Origin of the sequence: Stenotrophomonas cyclobalanopsidis (assembly GCF_008710035.1) — a bacterium.
Lineage (GTDB): Bacteria > Pseudomonadota > Gammaproteobacteria > Xanthomonadales > Xanthomonadaceae > Stenotrophomonas > Stenotrophomonas cyclobalanopsidis.
The window spans coordinates 1-22,527 of the sequence record NZ_VYKI01000013.1 but is presented as its reverse complement, the minus strand read 5'-3'; the positions used below and the strand labels follow the sequence as shown (position 1 = coordinate 22,527).

At 67.7% G+C, this 22,527-nt stretch carries 20 protein-coding genes and 1 pseudogene; 5 read left to right on the top strand and 16 right to left on the bottom strand.

Annotated features, from left to right (window positions below; all coding sequences use genetic code 11):
* Positions 1-22: 22 nt before the first annotated feature.
* The 6 genes from pstS (FJU31_RS11525) to FJU31_RS11500 form a co-directional block, all read right to left on the bottom strand.
* Positions 23-1,111 carry a phosphate ABC transporter substrate-binding protein PstS gene (gene pstS / locus FJU31_RS11525; protein WP_150454872.1) on the bottom strand — a complete coding sequence of 363 codons (1,089 nt, stop codon included), beginning with the start codon at positions 1,109-1,111 and terminating at the stop codon, positions 23-25.
* Between the two features lie 390 nt (positions 1,112-1,501).
* Positions 1,502-2,521: a phosphate ABC transporter substrate-binding protein PstS gene (gene pstS / locus FJU31_RS11520; protein WP_150454871.1), complete on the bottom strand. Its 1,020-nt coding sequence runs from the start codon at positions 2,519-2,521 to the stop codon at positions 1,502-1,504.
* A 183-nt stretch (positions 2,522-2,704) separates the two neighbouring features.
* Positions 2,705-3,916, bottom strand: a complete 1,212-nt coding sequence (locus FJU31_RS11515; protein ID WP_108768343.1) for an OprO/OprP family phosphate-selective porin — start codon at positions 3,914-3,916, stop codon at positions 2,705-2,707.
* Between the two features lie 203 nt (positions 3,917-4,119).
* Positions 4,120-4,806, bottom strand: a complete 687-nt coding sequence (gene nth, locus FJU31_RS11510) for an endonuclease III (RefSeq protein WP_150454870.1) — start codon at positions 4,804-4,806, stop codon at positions 4,120-4,122.
* The gene (locus tag FJU31_RS11505) at positions 4,806-5,159 is read right to left on the bottom strand and encodes a hypothetical protein (protein WP_150454869.1); all 354 of its coding nucleotides are present in this window, start codon (positions 5,157-5,159) and stop codon (positions 4,806-4,808) included. Before FJU31_RS11505 ends, nth begins: the two co-directional genes overlap by 1 nt.
* A gap of 4 nt (positions 5,160-5,163) precedes the next feature.
* On the bottom strand, positions 5,164-5,958 hold the full coding sequence (locus FJU31_RS11500; RefSeq protein ID WP_150454868.1) for an enoyl-CoA hydratase/isomerase family protein: 795 nt from the start codon (positions 5,956-5,958) through the stop codon (positions 5,164-5,166).
* A 166-nt stretch (positions 5,959-6,124) separates the two neighbouring features.
* On the opposite strand from FJU31_RS11500, the gene FJU31_RS11495 reads away from it, so the two are divergent.
* The 3 genes from FJU31_RS11495 to FJU31_RS11485 all read left to right on the top strand — a co-directional run bounded on the left by FJU31_RS11495 (position 6,125) and on the right by FJU31_RS11485 (position 8,742).
* The gene (locus FJU31_RS11495; protein WP_150454867.1) at positions 6,125-6,826 is read left to right on the top strand and encodes an FKBP-type peptidyl-prolyl cis-trans isomerase N-terminal domain-containing protein; all 702 of its coding nucleotides are present in this window, start codon (positions 6,125-6,127) and stop codon (positions 6,824-6,826) included.
* Positions 6,827-7,030: 204 nt separating this feature from the next.
* On the top strand, positions 7,031-7,843 hold the full coding sequence (locus tag FJU31_RS11490; protein ID WP_150454866.1) for a CoA pyrophosphatase: 813 nt from the start codon (positions 7,031-7,033) through the stop codon (positions 7,841-7,843).
* A complete protein-coding gene (locus tag FJU31_RS11485) occupies positions 7,840-8,742 on the top strand; it encodes a sulfurtransferase (RefSeq protein ID WP_150454865.1) in 903 nt (300 codons plus the stop codon). Before FJU31_RS11490 ends, FJU31_RS11485 begins: the two co-directional genes overlap by 4 nt.
* Positions 8,743-9,168: 426 nt before the next feature.
* On the opposite strand, the gene FJU31_RS11480 is transcribed toward FJU31_RS11485, so the two are convergent.
* Positions 9,169-9,735 carry an N-acetylmuramoyl-L-alanine amidase gene (locus FJU31_RS11480; protein ID WP_150454864.1) on the bottom strand — a complete coding sequence of 189 codons (567 nt, stop codon included), beginning with the start codon at positions 9,733-9,735 and terminating at the stop codon, positions 9,169-9,171.
* 72 nt (positions 9,736-9,807) lie between these two features.
* Between FJU31_RS11480 and FJU31_RS11475 the strand changes: the two genes are divergently transcribed.
* Together FJU31_RS11475 and rlmKL are read left to right on the top strand one after the other, a co-directional pair.
* Positions 9,808-10,335 (top strand): alpha/beta hydrolase, encoded by a 528-nt coding sequence (locus FJU31_RS11475; protein WP_150454863.1) that lies wholly within the window; start codon positions 9,808-9,810, stop codon positions 10,333-10,335.
* Between the two features lie 145 nt (positions 10,336-10,480).
* The gene (gene rlmKL, locus FJU31_RS11470) at positions 10,481-12,619 is read left to right on the top strand and encodes a bifunctional 23S rRNA (guanine(2069)-N(7))-methyltransferase RlmK/23S rRNA (guanine(2445)-N(2))-methyltransferase RlmL (RefSeq protein ID WP_150454862.1); all 2,139 of its coding nucleotides are present in this window, start codon (positions 10,481-10,483) and stop codon (positions 12,617-12,619) included.
* A 143-nt stretch (positions 12,620-12,762) separates the two neighbouring features.
* Here rlmKL and FJU31_RS11465 read toward each other — a convergent pair whose 3' ends face one another.
* The 9 genes and pseudogenes from FJU31_RS11465 to FJU31_RS19635 all read right to left on the bottom strand — a co-directional run.
* Positions 12,763-13,092, bottom strand: a complete 330-nt coding sequence (locus FJU31_RS11465) for a DUF3325 domain-containing protein (protein WP_150454861.1) — start codon at positions 13,090-13,092, stop codon at positions 12,763-12,765.
* Positions 13,089-14,723, bottom strand: coding sequence for a PepSY-associated TM helix domain-containing protein (locus FJU31_RS11460; RefSeq protein WP_150454860.1), 1,635 nt, complete (start codon positions 14,721-14,723; stop codon positions 13,089-13,091). The genes FJU31_RS11465 and FJU31_RS11460 overlap by 4 nt, the downstream gene beginning before the upstream one ends.
* Positions 14,720-15,040, bottom strand: coding sequence for a DUF3649 domain-containing protein (locus FJU31_RS11455; RefSeq protein ID WP_150454859.1), 321 nt, complete (start codon positions 15,038-15,040; stop codon positions 14,720-14,722). Before FJU31_RS11455 ends, FJU31_RS11460 begins: the two co-directional genes overlap by 4 nt.
* A gap of 108 nt (positions 15,041-15,148) precedes the next feature.
* Positions 15,149-17,347: a TonB-dependent siderophore receptor gene (locus FJU31_RS11450; protein WP_150454858.1), complete on the bottom strand. Its 2,199-nt coding sequence runs from the start codon at positions 17,345-17,347 to the stop codon at positions 15,149-15,151.
* A gap of 261 nt (positions 17,348-17,608) precedes the next feature.
* Positions 17,609-17,989, bottom strand: a complete 381-nt coding sequence (locus FJU31_RS11445; RefSeq protein ID WP_188115492.1) for a DUF4124 domain-containing protein — start codon at positions 17,987-17,989, stop codon at positions 17,609-17,611.
* 369 nt (positions 17,990-18,358) lie between these two features.
* Complete coding sequence (locus FJU31_RS11440; protein WP_150454856.1) at positions 18,359-19,648, bottom strand: DUF445 domain-containing protein; 1,290 nt, start codon at positions 19,646-19,648, stop codon at positions 18,359-18,361.
* A 154-nt stretch (positions 19,649-19,802) separates the two neighbouring features.
* Positions 19,803-20,681 carry a ParB N-terminal domain-containing protein gene (locus FJU31_RS11435; RefSeq protein WP_150454855.1) on the bottom strand — a complete coding sequence of 293 codons (879 nt, stop codon included), beginning with the start codon at positions 20,679-20,681 and terminating at the stop codon, positions 19,803-19,805.
* Between the two features lie 63 nt (positions 20,682-20,744).
* On the bottom strand, positions 20,745-22,097 hold the full coding sequence (gene aptA, locus FJU31_RS11430; protein ID WP_150454854.1) for an omega-aminotransferase AptA: 1,353 nt from the start codon (positions 22,095-22,097) through the stop codon (positions 20,745-20,747).
* Between the two features lie 331 nt (positions 22,098-22,428).
* Positions 22,429-22,527 (bottom strand): annotated as a pseudogene (locus FJU31_RS19635) (IS110 family transposase); the annotation flags it as partial.

Sequence of the window (22,527 nt, the reverse complement as noted above, 5' to 3'; positions counted from 1 at the left end):
GGGGCGGGCACCGTCGGGTCCATCACTTCAGCTCGGTGCCCCAGTAGGCCTCGATCTGCTTGGTCAGTTCGGCCGGCAGCGGCACGTAGTGCAGCTCGTTGGCCTGGGTCTGGCCGTTCTCGAAGGCCCACTTGAAGAAGGCCAGGGTGTCCTGGTTGCGCTTGGCGTCCTTCGGCTTCTTCTGCATCAGCATGAAGTTGGTGGCGGTGATCGGCCACGCCTGCTCGCCCGGGGCGTTGGTGATGACCAGGTTGAAGTCCTTGGCGCTGGCCCAGTCGGCGCTGGCAGCAGCGGCGGCGAAGCTTTCAGCGTTCGGCTGCACCCAGGTGCCTGCGGCGTTCTGCAGGGCGGTGTACGGCATGGCGTTCTGCAGGGCGTAGGCCAGCTCGACGTAGCCGATGGAGCCCTTGATCTGCTTCACGTAGGAGGCAACGCCTTCGTTGCCCTTGCCGCCGACGCCGTCCGGCCACTGCACCGAGGTGCCTTCGCCGACCTTGGTCTTCCACTCCGGGCTGACCTTGGACAGGTAGTTGGAGAAGTTGAAGGTGGTGCCCGAACCGTCCGAACGGTGGACGATGGTGATCTTGCCGTCCGGCAGGGACACGCCCGGGTTGGCCGCAGCGATGGCCGGGTCGTTCCAGGTCTTGACCTTGCCCAGGAAGATGTCGGCCAGCAGGGCGCCGGTCAGGCGCAGCTTGCCGGCTTCCAGGCCTTCGATGTTGACGACCGGCACCACGCCGCCGATGGCCGACGGGAACTGGGCCAGGCCGGCCTGGGCCAGCTCATCGCTGCTCAGCGGCTTGTCGGAGGAACCGAAATCAACGGTGCCGGCCTTGATCTGGGCGATACCGCCGCCCGAACCGATCGACTGGTAGTTGATCTTGGCGCCGGTGGCGGTGTTGTAGTCGGCCGACCACTTGGACACCAGCGGGAAGATGAAGGATGCGCCAGCGCCGGAGACTTCAGCGGTCACCTTATCACCGGCAGCGGCCGGGGCGGCGGCTGCGTCGGCAGCCGGCTGCTGTGCAGCCTGCTTGTCGCCACCGCAGGCCGACAGGCCCAGGGCGATGGCCAGGGAAAGGGCGGCGAGGCCGGCCGAGTGCAGTTTCATGGTCACTCCATAGCGGGGAAGAGCCGACGGCGTCGGCGGATGCGGCTATGAAATGATGTTTTTGTTACAGCCGTATGACGTCCATGACAGAGGTGTCGGACATCACGTTCTGACAAGGGTTTCACGGGGCCCGGGACGCCGCCCGCAGGCCCGGTGGCCCCCGGACTGCGCGCCCCTGCCTTTGTAGCGTCGAGCCATGCTCGACGGCTTCTTGCATTCGTAGAGTCGAGCTTGCTCGACTGAAGGCGCACGGCAGTCGAGCAAGCTCGACTCTACCAAGCGGGGTCCCCCAAAAAAGAAAGGCGCCAGACCCGAAGGTCCAGCGCCCGGTTGGGGTCGGCGAGGGAGAGAGGACCCGCCGACGCCCGTTCCTGCGGGGGAACACCTTTCTCAGTACTTCAGGTTCTGCGACCAGTAGGTCTCGATCTGCTTGACCAGGGCGTCCGGCAGCGGCACGTAGTCCAGCTGCTTGGCCTGCGCATCACCGTTCTTGTAGATCCAGCGGAAGAACTCCTGGGTCGCCTTGGCGCCGGCCACGTTCTTCGGCTGCTTGCGCACCAGGATGAAGTTGGTGGCGGTGATCGGCCACGCCTGCTCGCCCGGGGCGTTGGTCATGACCAGGTAGAAGTCCTTGGCATTGGCCCAGTCAGCGCTGGCGGCCGCGGCCGAGAACGAGGCGTCCGACGGCTGCACGATCTTGCCGGCAGCATTCTTCATCGCCGCGTAGGACATCTTGTTCTGCAGGGCGTAGGACAGTTCCACGTAGCCGATGCCGCCCTTGATCTGCTTCACGTAGGCAGCGACGCCTTCGTTGCCCTTGCCGCCGATGCCGGCCGGCCACTGGACCGAGGTGCCTTCACCAACCTTGCTCTTCCACTCCGGGCTGACCTTGGACAGGTAGTTGACGAAGTTGAAGGTGGTGCCCGAACCGTCCGAACGGTGGACGATGGTGATCTTGGCGTTCGGCAGGGCCAGGCCGCTGTTCAGGGCAGCGATGGCCGGGTCGTTCCAGGTCTTGATCTTGCCCAGGAAGATGTTGGCCAGGGTCGGGCCGTCCAGCTTCAGCGCGCCCGGGGCGACGCCGGCCACGTTGATGACCGGCACCACGCCGCCGATGACCGACGGGAACTGGGCCAGGCCGGCAGCAGCCAGCTCTTCCGGCTTCAGCGGGGCATCGGACGAACCGAAGTCCACGGTCGCCGCCTTGATCTGGGCGATACCACCACCGGAACCGATGGACTGGTAGTTGACCTTCTTGCCGGTCGCGGTGCTGTAGTCCGCCGACCATTTGGACATGACCGGGTAGATGAACGAAGCGCCCGCGCCGGTGACATCGGCGGCGTTGGCGGCAAACACGGACGATGCAGCCAGGATGGCGACAGCGGCGCGCGACTTGAAGGCGTGGATCACGGGACAGACTCCTGGGGTGGTCGAAGGGCGGCTGCCCAACGTTTCGGTGCACATTCCATAACGGTTACGTGACACGCCGGCGTCTGTCATATGACGTTGTGGTGACAGTGCCGGCGGTCTTGCGCTGGCAACAAAAAAGGCACGGCCGGAGCCGTGCCTTCGTTGCAGCGCGTGCGTCAGGTCTTACCAGAAGAACTGTGCGCGGGCTTCCAGGATGTTTGGATCGTCGTTGACGAAGCCGCGGGCAGTGGAGCTGTACTTCTTGCTGTCCACCATCACGTAGTTGACCATGAACTTGAAGTTCGAGCGCCAGTACCAGTTGGCGCCGACGGTCCAGATGTCCATCTTGCCGCCCAGCACGCCATCGACGATCGGCGGACGACCGGCCACCGGGTTGGCCGACAGGTTGCCGTCGTTCAGGTCCATGTGGTCGTAACGCACGCCCAGCTGCCACTGGCCGCCGGCCGGGTTGTTCGGCAGGCCGGTGCCCGGGGTGCCGCCCTTGTAGCTCCAGGTTTCGCCGGTCACGTTCCACACGCCGCTGACGTAGTAGCCGTCGCTGGTGTAGTTGTCGTGGTCGTAGCGCTTGGCCTTGCTGCTGTAGTACTCGGCCTGGGCCTTGAACGGACCCTGGAAGTACATGGCTTCAGCGCCCAGGGTGCTGACGCGGTCGGTGTCGGTCATGTTGCCGCTGTCGACCAGGCGCGCGGTGGCCAGGTCGGCGTTCGGGCGGGCACGCACGCGCAGGGTGTCGGCGTCGGCGTCGTAGTCGACATAGCTCAGGCCGAAGTGCAGGACCTGGCCCTTCTCGTTGATCGGGGCGAAGGTGCCGCGTGCGCCGTAGCCGCTGCCGTGGGCCAGGTTGCGGGTCAGTTCGCGGCCGAAGGCGCTGGCGGTGACCGACCAGTTGTCCTGGCCGTAGCTGTAGGCGCCACCGAGGCGGCGGGCGACCGCGTAGGTGTTGGTGACCGCAGCCTTGGAGATGAAATCGTTGTTCTTGGTGCTGGACAGTTCTTCCAGGCTGTTCGGCTGCTTGAACTGGCCGGCCTGGATGAAGTGGTTGGCGTTGCCCAGCAGCTTGTACTTGACGTTGGTGTCGAGGAACTTGTCAGCCTTGGCGTCGTAGCCGACGACCCACTCCACGTTGCCCGGGCCCTTGCCCTTCAGTACCAGCTCGGCGCGACGCAGTTCGAATTCGCTGTCCTTGCCATTGCCGGCGTCACCGCCGTTGAGGTCCACGACGTCATTGTCGAACCAGTTGCCGTCGGCCTGGACCAGGCCTTCGAAGGTGATTTCCGAACCGCCGATCACATCGATGGCGACTTCAGCGTGGGCAGCCGGCACGTACAGCGCAGCAGCCACGGCCACCGTCAGGAGTTGGTGATGCAGTTTCATGGAGAGGAGCCTTGCAGGCAGGTGGGAAGATGCGCGCAGGCTAAAAGGTAAAGATTGCGTAAATGTGACAGTTCGCGCGCGGCCGGAATCCGCCGCAGGCCCCGTCGCGTCAGGGGCTGACGATGTAAACGCTTGCGTGTGACGCTGGGGTTGCGCACGGATTGCAGTAGATCCACGCCAGGCGTGGATGCGTTTCCTGCGGCCTACGCGACGGTTTTTTCCTTGAAGCGACACAGGTCGGCAATCACGCAGCCCGCGCAATCCGGCTTGCGTGCCTTGCACACATAACGCCCGTGCAGGATCAGCCAGTGATGCGCATCGAGCAGGAACTCGGCCGGGATCGCCTTGACCAGGCGGTCCTCCACTTCGCGCACATTTTTGCCCGGCGCCAGCCCGCTGCGGTTGGCCACGCGGAAGATGTGCGTATCGACTGCCATCACCGGTTCGCCGAACGCGGTGTTGAGCACCACGTTGGCGGTCTTGCGGCCGACCCCGGGCAGGGCTTCGAGCGCTTCGCGATCGCGTGGCACTTCGCTGTCGTACTTCTCCAGCAGGATCGCGCAGGTGGCGATCACGTTCTTCGCCTTCGCGTTGAACAGGCCGATGGTGGCGATGTACTTCTTCAGGCCGTCCTCACCAAGCGCGAGCATCTTCGCCGGTGTGTTGGCCACCGGAAACAAGCGTCGCGTCGCCTTGTTGACGCCCACGTCCGTGGCCTGCGCCGACAGTGCCACCGCCACCAGCAGTTCGAACGGTGAGCTGTATTCCAGCTCGGTCTTCGGGTGCGGGTTGAGTTCGCGCAGGCGGGTGAACATTTCCACCACGTCGGCGCGCGGCATCACGCTGCCACGACGCGCAGTTGCGCGCGTGGTCTTCTTTGCAGTGGCCATTACTGTTCCTTGCCTGCCGCGCGGGCCTTGGCCCGGGCGAGGATGGCGGCCGCCGCAGCGGGCAGTGCGGGTTTCACATCGGGCGCCGGTGCCGGTGTGCGACGTGCATCACGTTCGGCTTCGCGGCGTGCCAGGCGCACGGCGCGTGCGCGATAACGTTCGCGTGCGGCCCAGGCCGTGCGCAGGTCATGTTGTGCCTGCAGCAGCCGTTGCGGAAGTTCCGGGTGGTCGGGCAGCAGGCGTACGTCGTCATCTGCGGCGATGTAGTCCATCAGACCGTTCTGCACGGCGCCATCGAGATCGTCTGCCTGGACCCGGGCAAACAGCTGCACGGGGTTGGGTCGGGGTGCCATGGGGTCAGCGGTTCTGGAAGGCCGGCGGGCGGCGCTGCAGGAACGCGCTGGTGCCTTCGCGCATGTCCTCGGTGGCGAACAGCAGGCCGAACTGCGCGCTTTCATATTCCAGGCCGGCTTCCAGGCTGCATTCGCCGCCCACGTGCACGGCATCCAGCAGGCCGCGCAGGGCCAGAGGTGCCGAGCGTGCCAGCTGCCTGGCGACGTCCTGCACGCGGTTGTCGAGTTCGGCCGCCGGCACTACATGGTTGACGATGCCCAGCGCGAGGGCGCGTTCGGCATCGATCGGGGCGCCCAGCAGGCACAGTTCCAGGGTGGCGGCGCGGCCGCACAGGCGCAGCAGGCGCTGGCTGCCGCCGAAACCGGGGATCAGCCCCAGGTTGATCTCCGGCTGGCCGACTTTGGCGGTATCGGCGGCGATGCGCAGGTGGCAGGCCATGGCCAGCTCCAGCCCACCGCCGAGCGCGAAGCCGTTGACGCGGGCGATGACCGGCTTGGGCATGCGCTCGATCCGGCGCATCAGGGCCTGGCCGAGCAGCGAGAAATCACGTCCCTGAACCGGGCTGAGGGTGTTCATCTCGGCGATGTCGGCACCGGCCACGAAGGCCTTGGGGCCGGCGCCGGTCAACACCACCACGCGCACGTCCGGGTCGGCCGCCGCCGCGCTGAACGCCTCGGCCAGGGCCTGCAGGGTGGCCGCATTGAGGGCATTGAGCTTTTCCGGGCGCTGCACGGTGAGGGTGCGGATGGCACCGTCATCGGTCACGGCGACGGGCTGGTCGGCGGGGGCTGAGGCCACGGCAAGCTCCTGGAACGTTAAAAAAAAGTGAGATTGAACTCTTGAAACGCAGGTGGGTCAAAGCCTGCGTGGTCAGTAGCGGTTACACGTTGTGGCCGGTATCCTAACCCGTCGCCTCAGGGCGGCGCAGAACGTCCCTGAGTTACCACCCCTGGAGAACTGTTTGATGAAGTTGCGTTCTATCGCGGTCGCCGTCGCGGCCCTGGCCCTGACGGGCAATGCCCTCGCCCAGGACGTCGCGTCCGAAAAGGGCAAGCTGAGCTATTACTTCGGTTATGACTACGGCAATAACCTGGCGGAGCTGACCGGTCGTGGTGAGCAGCTGGACATCAACTCGGTGGTGAAGGGTCTGCAGGACGCCTACGCCAAGAAGCAGCCGGCAATCACCGCCGAGCAGCTGAAGCCGGCTGTTGAAGCGTTCCAGAAGCGTGAGCAGGGCCGTGCCCAGGCTGCCAAGGCCGAGTACGAAAAGGCTGCTGCCGAAAACAAGACCAAGAGCGACCAGTTCGTTGCGGCCAACAAGGCCAAGGCGGGCGTGCAGACCCTGCCGAGCGGCGTCCAGTACCGCGTGATCGAAGCCGGCAAGGGTGCCAAGCCGACCCAGGCCAGCACCGTGCAGCTGGAAGTGGCCGGTCCGTACCCGTTCGGCCAGCGTCCGACCGAAGCCCGTCCGGCCCAGCAGATTCCGTCGATCAAGGTCAGCGAAGTCGAAATGAAGGCCATGCGCGAGACCCTGCTGCAGATGCCGGCGGGTTCGAAGTGGGAAATCACCCTGCCGCCGGATCAGGCCTACGGTGCCGACCCGCGTACCGGCTTCCCGCCGAACGTGGCGGTGCAGTTCGAAGTCAAGCTGGTCAGCGTCAAGTAAGTCGAAGCAACATCAATGCAATGCAGACAACGCGCCGGTGGCTTCCACCGGCGCGTTTCTGTTTCTGCCGCGGGACGGTAGAGTCGACCGTTGGTCGACTGCTCTTACCGCGCTGCGCGCGATAGTCGACTGACAGTCGACTCTACCGCCCATCCGCGTGCCGTGATCGTCCCCAACCGCAGCCATTCGCGCTACTGTTGCAGGGTGCAAACTACGGAAGAACCGGCGCGTGTTGTCGCAAGCCCCTGCATTGGAGTGTGCAAGCTGGATCACAACCGGCTGTGCGCCGGGTGCGGGCGGCATATCGATGAAATCGCTGGGTGGTCGATGATGAGCGACCGCGAACGCAGCCGCATCCTGCACCGCGTGCAGCCCCTGCGCGAACAACTGCGGCAGTCGCTGCGCGGATCGGTCGCCGACCACGAACGCCTGCTGCGCGCGCTGCATCCGCTGGCCGAACCGCCGCAGGGCGATGGCTGGAACCGCAGTGAACTGAGTGACCTGCTGCCGCCCGGCCCGCCGGTGGAAGCCGCGGTGCTGGCAGGCATCGTGCCGCGTGCCGGCGGCGCCCAGGTCATCCTGACCCGTCGCACCGAAACCCTGCGCACCCATGGTGGCCAGGTCGGCTTTCCCGGTGGACGCACCGAACCGGACGACCGCGATGCGCTGGCCGCCGCACTGCGCGAGAGCCAGGAAGAAATCGCGCTGGCACCGGGCCAGGTGCAGGCGCTGGGCTATCTCGATCCATTCGTGACCATCACCGGCTACCGGGTGACCCCGGTGGTGGCGGTGGTCGATCCGGATTTCGTGCCGGTACCGCAGCCCAGCGAAGTAGCCGAGGTGTTCGAGGTGCCGCTGGATTACCTGATGGCCGCCGACAACCTGCGCCAGGTCGAGATCAACCATCGCGGCCGCGTGCGCCATGTCCTCGAATACGACTGGCCTGGCCAGCGCATCTGGGGCGCGACCGCCGCCATTCTCTACAACCTGCGTCGCCGCCTGGAGCAAGTGCAATGAAGCCGATCGATCCGCCGTGGACCACCCTGGTCGATGTCGCCACGCTGGCCGCCGCCCTCGATGGCGACGTGCGCGTGGTCGATGCCCGTGCCACCGCCAGCACCGTCGTGCGTGTGGTGGATGCGCGCGCAGCGCTGGCCGACCCGCAGGCCGGGGCAGGGCAGTACGCGGCCGGGCATATCCCGCGTGCGGTCCATGCCGATCTCAACCAGGATCTTTCCGACCTGCGCCGCAGCGGCCATGGCCGCCATCCGCTGCCCGACAGCGACACCTTCGCCGCGCGCGTGGGCCAGTGGGGCATCGGGCCGGACACCCAGGTCGTGGTCTATGACAGCAGTGACGGCAGCATGGCCGCCGCACGCCTGTGGTGGCTGCTGCGCCTGATCGGGCATACCCGTGTGGCCGTGCTCGACGGCGGCATCGCCGCCTGGCAGGCCGCCGGCCATGCGCTGGCCACCGGCCACAGCGAGGTGGCCGCGCAGCCGCCCTATCCAGGCCGCTTCGACACCACCCAGGTGGCCTCGACCGACGAAATCGCCGCGCGCCTCAAACACGCCCCGGGCTGGCTGGTCGACGCCCGCGCCGGCGAGCGCTTCCGTGGCGAAGTCGAGCCGCTGGACCCGGTGGCCGGCCACGTGCCCGGCGCGGTCAACCGCCCGTTCGCCCTGAACGTCCTCGACGGCCGCCTGCGCGACCCGCAGGAACTGCGCGCCGAACTGCAGGGCGTGATCGGCAGCCAGGACCCCGAGCGCGTCGTGCTGATGTGCGGATCCGGCGTGACCGCCTGCCACCTGCTGCTGGCGATGGAAAGCGCCGGCCTGAGTGGCGCCCGCATCTACGCCGACTCCTGGAGCGGCTGGGTCAGCGACAGCACCCGCCCGGTGGCGACCGGCGCCTGAGTCGCACGGGGGCGGATGCTCATCCACGCACGGCGTGGATCTACTGTCGACCAAGGTCGACACCTACCAGAGCAGAGCGCGGTTCCGGCAGATAGAGGCCGGTAGATCCACGCCACGCGTGGATGAAATCTGTCAGCTATCGAATGAATTCATCCGTGCCGACCAACGGTCGGCACCCACCATCAGCACCCACCATCAGCAGTAGGTTCCAACAGCCCGCAGGAAACTGTCGAAGGTGGGGTGGGTCCGGTTGAGGGGGCGTGAGCGCCATGGATGGCGCGACCGAGCCGCCCTGGGCGGATTTTAGGGGGGCCCCCCAACCCGTCCCAACCCCCCACCCCCCCCCCCCCCCCCGCCACCCCACGGACTGCAGGCTTCTGACGTTGACGTTGATTCGGCAGGTGCAGGGCGCAGCCCTGCAAACGATCACCCCAACCCTTGCAACGGCACCTTCGCCAGCACCCGCGCCCACGGGAACAACGGCCCCGGATCCCGCTTGCGCGCCACCACCAGCCCCGCATCATCACTGGCCGGCACCTGCTCCAGATCCAGCTGGTCGTGCCCGGCAATCCGCTGCAGCGAGGGGTAACGCGCCACCAGCGCCAGCAGCAGCGCCTCCAGCGCCAGCAGCTGCGCCTCCGTGTACGGCTCGTCCATCGCCTGGTGGCGGCTGTCGAACCAGTGCGGGTAACGGCCGGTATTGACCAGCTCGATGCCCACCGTATCGGCGTTCATGCCGCGCACGTGGTGGGCGATGCGCTCCGGCGCCACGTACTGCACCACGCTGCCGTCCCGGTCGATGTAGAAATGCCCGCTGTTGCCCACGCCACTGTCGTACAGCACGCGCTCGCCATACTCGCGGGCCATCGCCAGGTCGGGCAGTTCGGTGCAGTGGATCACCACCATCCGCAGGCTGTCGGCATCACGCAGGGGCAGGCGGTCATGGTAGGGCAGGGGCTGCAGCTGCAGGCCGGGCAGGAGCGGGGTGGGCATGCGGCGATGCTAGCATTGCAGGATGAACCTGCCTTCCCGATCGACGTTGAACCGCTCCCTTGGAGCGCAAGCATGAGCCGCGGCCACTGCATCCTGTCCCACGGCTTCGAGAGCGGACCGGAGGCCTCCAAGGTCACCGCGCTGGCCGAGGTTGCGCAGCGCCTGGGCTGGACCCATGAGCGCCCCGACTACACCGACCTGGACGCGATGAGCGAGATCAGCCGCGTCGGCGACGTGCGCACCCGCCTGCAGCGCCTGGTCGAGCGTGCCGCCGCGGCCGCCGCGCAGGGCCCGCTGGTGCTGGCCGGGTCCAGCCTGGGCGCCTACATTTCCGGCATCGCCTCGCTGCAGGTGCCGGTGGCCGGCCTGTTCCTGATGGTGCCGCCCACCACCATGGGCCCGATGCCGGCGCTGGACGCCGCTGACGTGCCTATCACCGTGGTCCAGGCCTGGCATGACGAGGTGGTGCCTGCGGCCGGGGTCATCGCCTGGGCGCAGGCGCGCTCGGCGCAGCTACTGCTGGTCGACGACGGCCACCGCCTGGAACGCCACGTGGAGGCCTCCGCGCAGGCCTTCGAGCGCCTGCTGCGCCAGCTGTGAAGCCCGGGCGCACGGCGCGCCCGCCCGCTTTGACTACAATGGCAGCCCCGCCGCCCCTGGCGCGGGCCTGCCGGCCGTGTCCACGGCCCTCCTTTCCGACTGGCCCGGCCCCCGTGCTGCGCCCGACCACCTGCGAACCGATCCCGTGAAATTCTTCGTCTCCTGCGCCAAGGGCCTGGAATACCTGCTTGCCGATGAACTGTCGGTCCTGGGCCTCGGCAAGGCCACCGCCACCATTGCCGGCGTCAACGCCGATGGCGAACTGGAGCAGGCGCTGCGGATCGTCATGTGGTCGCGCCTGGCCAGCCGCGTGCTGTGGCCGATCGACGAGTTCGAGTGCCCGGACGAGCAGGCCCTGTACGACGGCGTGCGCGCGCTGCCGTGGCACGAGCACATCAAGCCGGAAATGACCCTGGCGGTGGACGCGCACGTGTCCGGCGACAAGATCACCCACGCGCGCTTCGCCGCGCAGCGGATCAAGGACGCCATCGTCGACCGCATGCGCGATGAAGGCCTGGAACGCCCCTCGGTCAACACCGACCTGCCCGACGTGCGCGTGAACCTGTCGCTGCGCAAGGGCCGTGCCTCGCTGTCGATCGATCTCGGCGGCGGTCCGCTGCACCGCCGTGGCTGGCGTGGTGCCGCCCACGAGGCGCCGCTGAAGGAAAACCTGGCCGCCGCGCTGCTGATGCGCGCGCAGTGGCCGCGCCTGCACGCCGCCGGTGGTGGCCTGCTGGACCCGATGTGCGGCAGCGGCACGCTGCTGATCGAAGGCGCGCTGATGGCCGCCGACGTCGCCCCCGGCCTGATGCGCCATGGCAGCCTGCCGCCGAGCCGCTGGCTGGGCTTCGACAAGGCCGCCTGGAAGGCCATCCAGAGTGAAGCGCGTGATCGCGAAGCCGCCGGCGTGGCCGCGCTGAAGCCGGTCATCCACGGCAGCGACATCGACCCGGTGGCCATCCAGGCTGCGCGTGAGAATGCCGAAGTTGCCGGCGTGGCCCACGCCATCCGCTTCACCCGTGCGGACGTGGCCGATCTTGCCGCACCGGATCAGGAAATCGGCGCGGTGGTCTGCAACCCGCCCTACGACGAGCGCCTGGCCGCCGATCCGGCGCTGTACCGCGCGCTGGGCAACGCCCTGCAGAAGGCGGTGCCGCAGTGGCGCGCCAGCCTGCTGTGCGGCAACGACGAGCTCGCTTTCGCCACCGGCCTGCGCGCCGGCAAGAAGTACCAGATGTTCAACGGTGCGCTGGAATGCGCGCTGATCGTCTGCGATCCGATCGCTGTGCCGGGCCGCGACCCGGCGCAGCCGCGCGAGCTGAGCGAAGGCGCGCAGATGGTGGCCAACCGCCTGCGCAAGAACCTGAAGAAGTTCAAGAGCTGGCGCGCGCGCGAGGACATCACCTGCTTCCGCGCATACGATGCCGACCTGCCGGAATATGCGGCGGCCATCGACGTCTACGAAGAAGACGGCGGCCAGCGCCGCACCTTCCTGCACGTGCAGGAATACGCCGCACCGGCCGCGATTCCGGAAAACGACGTGCGCCGCCGCCGCAACGAACTGCTGGCCGCCGCGCGCGACGTGTTCGGCGTGCCGCCGGAGCAGGTGTCGATGAAGTCGCGCGAGCGCGGCAAGGGCGGCAGCAAGTACGGTCGCTTCGAACAGCGCGACGAGTTCATCGTGGTGCGCGAGAACAACGCGCTGCTGCAGGTGAACCTGTTCGATTACCTGGATACCGGCCTGTTCCTGGACCACCGCCCGCTGCGCCGGATGATGGCCGAGCAGGTGCGTGGCAAGCGCTTCCTCAACCTGTTCTGCTACACCGGCGTGGCCAGCGTGCAGGCGGCGGTGGCCGGTGCGGCCAGCACCACCAGCGTCGATTTGTCGGCCACCTACCTGCAGTGGTGCTACGACAACCTGGCGCTGAACGGCCAGGGCGGCAACCAGCACCTGCTGGTGCAGGCCGATGTGATGGCGTGGCTGGAAGGTGATCGCGGCCAGTACGACGTGATCTTCTGCGACCCACCGACGTTCTCGAACTCGGCGCGTGCCGACGACTTCGACGTGCAGCGCGAGCAGCTGAAGCTGCTGCGTGCGGCCTTGGCGCGCCTGGCGCCGGGCGGCGTGCTGTATTTCTCCAACAACTTCCGCCGCTTCAAGCTGGAAGAAAACGCCATCGCCGAGTTCGCCCAGTGCCGCGAGATCACCGCGCGCACGATTGGTCCGGACTTCGAGCGCAACGCGCGCATCCACCGCGCGTGGGAATTGAAGCGCCTGGGCTGACCGGTAGCGCCAGGCCACGCCCGGCGGATGCGTCACGTGGATGGGGTCAGAGCCCTTGCGCATTGCGCAAGGGATCCGACCCCGGTAGCGCCGGGCCATGCCCGGCGGCTGGATCTGGATGGGATCCGACCCCAGCTGTCGGGTTACAGAACGGCCGCCACCAGGCCGAGAACCGGCAGCGCGATGGCCAACGGCGCGATCCACGTCTGCCGGTACGGGTACAGGCCAAAGGCCAGCGGCACGCCGGCCAGGGTCAACGCACCCAACCACAGCACCGGGCCCATCGCCCAGCCGTGGTCGACCACGCACAGCGCGAACGCGACCGTCAGCAACACCCAGCCCAGCACGCGCCACTGCATGCGCCGTGCCGGCGTCGCGGCGGCCTTGCCGTGCAGATCCTGCTGGTGCTTTTCCATCGCCAGCGACAGCGCGGTGAACGCGGAGAACGACAGGGTCAGGGCCAGCAGCATCATGCGTTGGCCTCCGCTTCGGTCGTCGCAGGCGCAGCCGGTGCCTTGGCGGCTGCAGCCGCCGCTGCGCGCTTCTTCTTCTCGGCCGCGCTCAGCGGCGGCGTCCAGCGCTGCATGCGCCATCCGCACATCGCCAGCATCGCGCCGAAGGCGAGCATCGACAGATCGAAGCCGGCCAGCACCCAATCGCCACTGAGCAGGGTCACGCCCAGGTGCGCGTGAGTGGTCAGGGCATTGACCACCGGTACCAGCGCGAAAGCGGCCGCGCCGATGTACAGCTGCCACGCCCACATCATCCGCTTGGGCCAGATGAAGGCGGCCAGCAGGGCAGCGCCCCAGGCGTAGAAGAACACGTTGGCCTCTGCGTTGGAGCGCTCGGCCATCTCCAGCGGCAGCAGGCGGTTGCCCCAGAAGTAGGCGGCAAACGCGATCGGCAGGCCGGCCACGGCGCCGATGTTCAGCGCATCGACCAGGCGCAGGCCGAAGCCGATGCGCCCGCTCTTGGTGTGCTTGGGCCGTTCCTTCACCGCCCACAGCACTACGCCGCTGGCCACCATCAGGCAGCCGGTCAGGCCGGACAGGAAGAACAACGCGCGCAGGCCCCAATCAGCGAAGCGGGCCAGGTGCAGGCCATACATCACGCCACGAGTGGCGGTTGCACCGCCGGAGGGCGGGCTCTCCTGCAGCAGCGTGCCACTGGCCATGTCATAGCGCAGCGCCGGGGTGTCGGTGGACAGCCGCTTGCCGTCGCGTTGGCGGATGTCGATGATCGCGTTGGCGGCGCCCGGGTTGGTCACGGTGAAGCCGGCCACTTCCACGCCCTTCCAGCGTGCGCGCGCGCTGTCCAGCAGCTGCGCGATCGGCAGCGGCGCCGCGCGGCCCTCGGCCGGTGCGCCCACCTCGGGCAGGCCACCGAAGGCTTCGGCGAAGAACGTGTCCTCGTCCTGCGGGTAGGCCACTTTCACCCCCCACGGCAGGTACATGATCATCAGGGTGACGATGCCGGTGTAGGTGATCATCGCATGGTAGGGCAGGGCCATCACCGCGCTGACGTTGTGGAAATCCAGCCACGACCGCAGGCCCTTGTCCTTGCGGAAGGTGAAGAAGTCCTTGAAGATTTTCTTGTGGGTGATGACGCCGGTGATGATCGCCACCAGCATGAACATCGCGCAGAAGCCCACCAGGTAGCGCGCCCAGTACACCGGGATGTAGTGCAGGTCGAAATGCAGGCGGTAGAAGAAATCACCGCCACGGGTGTCGCGTGCCTTCAGTTCGCCGCCGGTGTTCGGGTCCAGCGTCGCATCGCCGAAGGCACCGCGACGCCCTTTGGACGGATCGGCCTGGTCGGCCGGCACGCGCCAGAACGTGCTCATGGCCGGGTTGCGCGGCTGCGGCAGCGTCACGTACCACATCTCGGCGTTGCCGGCCTTGTCCTGCAGGAAATCGATGGCGCGCTGCGCGGCCACGTCGGTGCTGACCTTGGCACTGGGCAGCTCCGGGCGCATCCAGCGGCTGATCTCCTCGCGGTAGTAACTGGCGGTGCCGGCCATGAAGATCAGCAGCAGCAGCCAGCCGACCAGCAGGCCGGTCCAGGTGTGCAGCCAGGCCATCGATTGGCGGAATCCATTCTTCATGCCCAGGCCCCCAGCAGGCGCGATGCGGCGGCCAGCAGCAGGGTGGGGCCGAGGATGCCGACCCAGGCGCGCAGCGCACTGCGCGTGGCGAAGGCCCACAGTGCGGCGCAGGCGGCCACCACGATGGCCAGCAGCATGCCGGTCAGCACGGCCTGGCCACGCGCGGCGGGCAGGGCCACGGCACAGAACACGCTGGTCATCGCGGCCAGCGCGTAGCCACCGAAGATCGCGGCCAGGGAACGGGACAGCACTCCCCAGCGTTCGCTGGCGAAGAAGGTGCTGAGGCGGGAGCTGGCAATTTCGGGCGAGCGGTCCACGGCGGTCCTGCAGGTTCGTAGGAAGAAAGGCCGGCGCAGCGAAGTGCGCCGGGGTTGGCCATCCGTGGCCGGGCGCCGGTCGCAGAACCGGCGCCATCCATCAGGGCATCAGAGCTTCCAGCGCAGGGTCATGGTGACGTTGCGCGGTTCACCCCAGTACACGCCGTTGTAGAAACCGACGTTGTTGTAATACTTCTTGTCCAGCAGGTTGCTGATGTTGAGCTGGGCGCTGAAGTTCTCGTTGAAGCGGTAGCCGCCGGCCAGGTTCAGCAGGTAGAACGCGTCCTGGGTGATGTTGGCCTTGCTGCCATCGGCCTTTGTGCTGCTGCGCCAGATGCGGCTCTGCCAGGTGCCACCGCCGCCCAGCCAGAAGCGGCCATCGATGCCGCCCGGGCGCCAGCTGGCGTTGAGGCGGAAGATGTGCTGCGGGGTGGTGCTGTTCTGTACGACGCCGGCCTGGCTGCGGCTGACGGTATGGGCAAAGCCCGTCGACAGGTTCCAGCTCTCGCCGAGACTGCCCTGTGCTTCCACTTCCCAGCCGTGCACCTTGTTGCCCTTGCCGGTGGAGCGGTAGGCCTGGGTGCCATCCGGCAGCGAATTCAGCGGCACCGAATCATCGACCTCGGCCACGTTGTCCTTCTCGCCCTCGAAGATCGCCGCCGAGGCGTTCAGCAGGCCGCCGAAGAACTCGGCCTTCAGGCCGCCTTCGTACATCCTGCCGACCACCGGCTCCAGGTAGCTGCCGTTCCTGTCGCGATAGTTCTGCGGCGCAAAGATGTCGGTGTAGCTGGCATACGCGCTGAGCACGCGGTTGAAGTCGTACACCACGCCGGCGTACGGCGTGGTCTGGTCCTTGGGCTTGTAGCCGGTGCGCGTGGTCCGCGTGCGGTTGCCACTGCTGTCGTAGCTGTAGCGCCAGGTCTTGGTTTCCCAGTTGCCGTAGCGCACGCCGGCCACGACCAGCAGCGGGTCGGCCAGGCGCAGTCGGGTGGCCACGTAGGCCGCCTGCTGGCGCAGCTCATCCTGCGAACCGAGATAGCCGGGGCGGGTCACCGACAGCGGCGCGACGTCGCCGGTCCAGTTCCGCCAGTCGGGAACCTGGGCGTAACTGGCGGGGTAGGGGTCGAGGGAAGCCGCGGGGTACTCGCCCTTGCGCACCGACTGGCCTGCGCCGAACACCACTTCCTGGGTGTGGCCGAACAGTTCGAAGCTGCCGGTGGCGTTCACGTCCGCCACATCCATGCTGCTGTCTTCAACGAAGTTGCCGATGTAGGCGAGCACGCCGGTGCCATCGGCACGCGGGTAGCCCTGCGCGCCATACCAGACCGCGCCATCGGTGTTGCGCTTGGCGCGGCTGATCGCGGCCTTCACCGACCAGTGGTTGCCCAGCTGCTGTTCCAGCCGCGCGAAGGTGGTCTTCTCGATGATCGGCCAGCTGCTCCACGACGCCGACAGATTGGTCGAGCGCGGCAGGTTGGCCGGATTGCCATCGGCACCCCAGTACGGCACCACGCCCCAGGTGACGCCTGTGGTGTGCGGCGACTGGTACTCGTAGCCCACTTCGAACAGGGTGCTGTCGGTCAGATCGGCCTGGACGATGCCGTAGAACACGTCCTTGTCCAGCTGGTACACATCACGGAACGAATCACTCTGCTGCTTGGCCGCGACCACGCGGGCGCGGATGCGGCCGTCCCAGGCGATCGGGCCGCCCAGATCGGCTTCCAGGCGCTGGTTGCCCCAATGGCCCAGGGTCAGGTTGGCACCCATCTGGAAGGTATCGGTGGGGCGCTTGCGCACCATGCTGATGGTGCCGGACGGATCACCGGCGCCGGTGGTCAGGCCGGTGGCACCGCGGATCACTTCGATGCGCTCGTAGATCACGTTGTCGGTGTTGGTCTTGATCGACCCACCGAACGTGTTGAGCATGCCGTCGATCTGGAAATTGGTGATGTTGTAGCCGCGCGAGACATAGTTGATGCGTTCGCTGTCGGTGACCGCCACATGCACGCCGGTCACCTGGCCCATCACGTCGGACAGCGAGAACAGGCCCATGTCGTCGAGGCGCTGGCGGGTGATGACGGTGACCGACTGCGGCGTCTCGCGCAGCGACAGGTCCAGCTTGGTCGCACTGCGCGCGTTCTTCACCGTGTAGCCGTTCTGGATCTCGCCGTCGGCGGTTACCTTCACCGTGTCCAGCGTGCGCGCATCGGCGGCGGACGGTGCATCGGCGTGGGCCAGCGGGGCACACAACAGCGTGGCCAGGGCAAGCGCCAAGGGTGAAACGACGGGGATGTTCGGTCGGGCCATACAGTGCGATTCCATGCAGGAGAAAAACATCAGCGACGGAATGCATGCGTGCGGGCGCCTGCGCGGAATGGCGCGACCCGAGGCATCTCCCATCGCCACGCGCTGACGGCCAGGGCCGTCGGCGCACGAGGAGCCGGGGATGTACACGGGCGGAAGCGCGGTGGGGGCGCCGGGTGGCTGAGCGTACAACCGATCAGTAAATGATAGGCATTCGCATTTCGTTAATCAAGCGTGGGTTGGCCGGGGCCGGGGCCCCCGCCTTCAGCGCGACGCGCACGCGCGGGTGACGTCGTCGTTGAGCTGCCGTTGTGGCGTGCGGGTGCCGAACCATTCGGCCATCTCGCGGCGCGCACGCGCCTTGTCGCAGGCCTCGGCGTTGCTGGCGGCCTCGATGACCGTGCCGGATCCCTGCGGCGCACTGCGGCCGGCGCTGGCCTGCAGCTGACGGCGCGCATCGCGGAGCTCGCGGTCGACCCGCTCCGATTCCTGCCAGCTCAGCTTGGGATCACGCACGATCGGCCGCGTCACGCCCGTATCCTGTCCGCTCGGGCAGGGCAGCGTCTGGTAGACGGTACGACCGCCATCATTGCACTTGTACACACGCTGCGCGCACGCATCACCGGCCGCCAGCAGTGGCAGCAACACCCACATCCTTCGCATGGATCCCCCCCACGGGCCACCCTGGCCCGCATGGCGCGGGAGCATAAGGAGTGTGACCCCGGTCGCGCAATATGTCGCCGCCTTCCGCCAGGCACGGGGTCAGAGCCCGTTGCACAGCAACGGGATCCGACCCCGTGCCGACCACCGGTCGGCACCCACCAACAGCAGCAGGTTCCGTCGCCGTCAAAGGCTTGCATCGCGTCTGGGGCAGAGCCCCCTGAGTCAGGGGGCAGCCGCGAAGCGGCGGGGGTTTGGGAGCTGGTAAGTGGGGCCCGCGGTTCGCGTAGTGAATCGTGGGAGCGGCAGCGCGCATGCGATGGCGCATACCCAGGGCGCAGCCCTGCCAAGCAATCATGAGAATCTGAACAGCACCGTCGCCGCATGCAGCAGCACCCCGATCAACCCACCCACCAGCGTGCCGTTGAACCGGATGAACTGCAGGTCGCGGCCCACGCTCAGTTCCAGCTGCTCGACCAGGTGCCGCTCGTCCCAGCCCTTCACCGTCTGCGCGATATGCGTGGTCACCCCCTCGCGCAGGCGCTCGGTCAACCGCTGCGCACCCTCCAGCAGATGCTGGTTCAGCGCATCGCGCAGCGCCGGATCGGCCTGCAGCGTCGAACCCAGCGATGCCAGGCTGCGCTGCAGGTGGCCGACCAGCGCTGAATCCTCGCGCTGCAGGTCCGCGCGCAGGCTGGCGTGGATGCGCGCCCACAGCCCCTGCACGTACTCCTGCAGGGCCGGGTGGTCGATCATTTCCTGCTTCAGCTGCTCGATGCGCTCGGCCAGCGCCGGGTCCTCGCGCAGGCGCTGCACGTAGTTGCCCAGCCAGGTTTCGTAATCCTGCCGCAAAGGATGCTGCGGTTCGGCCAGCACCTGCTGCAGTTCCTCCAGCACCGCCCGCGCCAGCCGTGCGGCCAGGCTGTCACCGATCTCGTCGATCGGCTTGACCCAGTTCACCGTGCTCGACAGCGTCGGCCACTCGCGCTGGATGTAGCGCACGATCAACTGCGAGGCGCGCTCCTTCACTTCCGGTTGTTCCAGCCAGCGGCCGAGCCGCTGCAGGCCCTCGTCCAGCACCCGCTGGTGGCGGCCATCGGCGGTCAGCAGGGCCAGCAGTTCGCCGGCGGTGGACGCGGCGTTCCACTGCCGCAGCTGTTGCACCACGAAGCTGTGCAGCTGCCTGCGTACGGCGCCTTCGTCGAAGAAATCCAATGCCTGCAGCGCCCAGCCGCGGGCCATGTCGGCCAGCATCCGCGAACGCGCCGGATCGGCCAGCCAGCTGCCGAGGCGGCTGGCCGGATCGAACACCTGCAGCTTGGCCAGCAGCACGCCGGGCTCGAGGAACTGGTCACGCACGAACACGGCCAGGCTGTCGCCGATGCGTTCCTTGCTGCGCGGGATGATCGCGGTATGCGGAATGGGCAGGCCCATCGGCCGCCGGAACAGCGCGACCACCGCGAACCAGTCGGCCAGCGCGCCGACGGCGGCGGCCTCGCAGAAGGCCGACACCCAGGCCCAGCCACCGCGTTCGCCCTGCCAGTGGCTGACCGCGAACCCGGCCAGCATCAACAGCAGCAGGCCCAGGGCGATGGCTTTCAAACGTCGCAGCTGCGCGCGACGCGGATCGATGGCAGATGTCATGGGGGGAGTCTACCTGCCGCACGGTGACGCTGATCTGTAGAGCCGAGCCCACGCTCGGCTGCTCTTGCCGCGGTGCACGGCAGCCGAGCGTGGGCTCGGCTCTACAGATCAGCGTCTTACCATCGCTAGCGCCTGGCCATGCCCGGCGGCGTGGTTACAGCGCCTCGAGCTGCTTGCGCAGCGCGGCCAGCTGCGCGCGCAGGGTGTCGTTCTCGCGGGTCAGGGCCACCACGCGGCGGCGCAGGGCCGGTGCATCTTCGCCCAGCTGCTCCAGCGCGGACAGCACCTCGGCATCACGGCTGACGACCTCGTCCTCGCTCGGCTCCTCGAAATCCATCTCGGCCACTTCAGGCTTCGGCGCGCGAGGCTTGCGCTTGGCGTCGCGCGCGCGCTTGGCGGCCTGCTTCAGCTCGTCCTTGCCACCGGCGGCGGCCGCGCGCTGCTCCTCTTCCGGCAGGTCGGCCACGGCCGCAGCCGCGCTGATCGAGATCACGCCGGCCTTCACCGCTTCCACCACCTCGGCCGCGGCCTGGGCGTGGATGCGCTCGATCATGCCGACCTGGCTGGTGCTCAGCTTGGCCTCGCGGGCCAGCTCGGCGCGGCTGACCTTCGGTGCTGGTTCCCATGGCGGGCTGTCTTCGCCCGCGTCGTCGGCCGGTTCGGCTGTACCGTCGCTCTCGCGCTGCAGCTGCGCCTGTTCCACCTGCTTGCGGGCGGACAGGATGTCGCGCTTGCGCAGGGCCAGCACGCCGCGCTGGAAGTCGGAGACGCTGCGGCGGCCCAGGTGCTGCTCGATCATCCACAGGTGCACGTCTTCCATGCTCTGGAAGCGGGTGTTCTGCACGGTGTTGAAGGGCAGGCCGTGCTTCTGGCAGATGCCGAAGCGGTTGTGGCCGTCCACCAGCACATCGCCCCACAGCACCAGCGCGTCGCGGCAGCCCTCGGCCAGGATGCTGCGCTCCAGCGCGTCGTGTTCGTCCGCGGTCAGCGGGTCGATGTAGGCCTTCAGTTCTTCTTTGACGACGATGTCCATGGGCACGGCAACAGTCAGGAGCGGAACCGACCATTGTACCCGCTCGCCGCTGCCGGCCCGGCCTCAGGCGGTGGCCCGGATCATCTCGCCCAGGGTGCCGGTGATCTGGTCGATCTGTGCCTTGTCCACGATCAGCGGCGGCGACAGGGCAATGATGTCACCGGTGCAGCGCACCAGCAGCCGCCCGTCGTGGAAGCAGCGCCGGTAGACCTCGTAGCCGCGGGCGCCGGCGGCATCGCGGCGTGGCGCCAGCTCGACCGCGCCGACCAGGCCGAAGTTACGGATGTCGACCACGTTCGGCAGCCCCTGCAGGGCATGCAGGCGCTCCTGCCAGTACTCGCCCAGTTCGATGGCGCGCTCGAACAGGCGCTCCTCGGCGTGGATGTCCAGGGTGGCCAGGGCGGCCGCGCAGGCCAGCGGGTGGCCCGAATACGTATAGCCATGGAACAGCTCGATGGCCTGCGCCGGGCCCTGCATGAAGCTGGCATGCACGGCTTCGCCCACCAGCACGCCGCCCAGCGGTACCGCGCCGTTGCTGACGCCCTTGGCGAAGGTCAGCAGGTCCGGGGTGACCCCGAAGCGCTGCGCGGCGAAGGGCATGCCGACCCGGCCGAAGCCAGTGATGACCTCGTCGAACACCAGCAGGATGCCGTGCTGGTCGCAGATCTCGCGCAGCCGCTGCAGGTAGCCGGGAGAGGGCAGGATCACCCCGGCCGAGCCAGCCACGGGCTCGACGAACACGGCGGCGATCGTGGACGCATCGTGCAGCGCGATCAGGCGTTCCAGATCGTCGGCCAGTTCGGCGCCATGGCGCGGCAGGCCCTTGCTGAACGCGTTGCGCTCCAGGTCCAGGGTGTGGCGCAGGAAGTCGACGCCGCCCAGTTGCAGGCCGAATTGCCGGCGGTTGTTGGGCAGGCCGCCGAGCGCCATGCCGCCGAACCCGACCCCATGGTAGGCCTTTTCGCGGCTGATGAAGCGGGTGCGCTGGCCCTCGCCACGCAGGCGATGGTGGGCGAGCACGATCTTCATCGCGGTATCCACCGCCTCCGAGCCGGAGCTGGTGAAGAACACATGGTTGAGCCCGGCCGGTGCCAGCGCGGCCAGCCGCTGGGCCAGGGCAAACGCGGGCGGCGAGCCCATCTGGAAAGCAGGCGAGTAATCGAGCGTGGCCGCCTGTTTGGCGATGGCCTGGACGATGCGCGGGCGGGCGTGGCCGGCGTTGCAGCACCAGAGGCCGGCGGCGCCGTCGAGGATGCTGCGCCCGTCGATGTCCTCGTAGTGCATGCCCTCGGCACGCACCAGCATGCGCGGCGCACCCTTGAACTGGCGGTTGGCGGTGAACGGCATCCAGTATGCGTCCAGCGATTCGGGGCGCTGGGTGGCCAGCACATGCGGGTCGATCGCGGGGTTCTTCATGCCGCCTCCGTCGGGTCCGATGCACCGACTGTAGCGCAGCCCGGTCATCCCGGCGGTAGCGGCGGCGGCAGAACGGGTGCGTCACGGCCACGGCGGTGTGAACGGCGCATTCGTCGCCAGGAGTCGGCCTGGCGGCAGAACTGTGAAGCGTGACCAGGGGCGCGCGCAGCGCGCGTCGCTGCATGCGTTAGACAAGTGCAGCGAGAACAAGACGACCTGGATCCAGTTGTAGCGTCGAGCAAATGCTCGGATGCTTCCCGCTTTCCTGTAGCGCGGGGCCATGCTGGGCTGAGTTTGGCTCTTCTGTAGAGCCGAGATCCTATGTTCGTGGTCAAGCCTGTTGGAAGCAGGCTTGGCCTACCTTCAGCATGGCTGGGTCGAATTCCTTGCCACTCTTGAATACGCCCCACGCAATCCTGGCCAGTTTTCT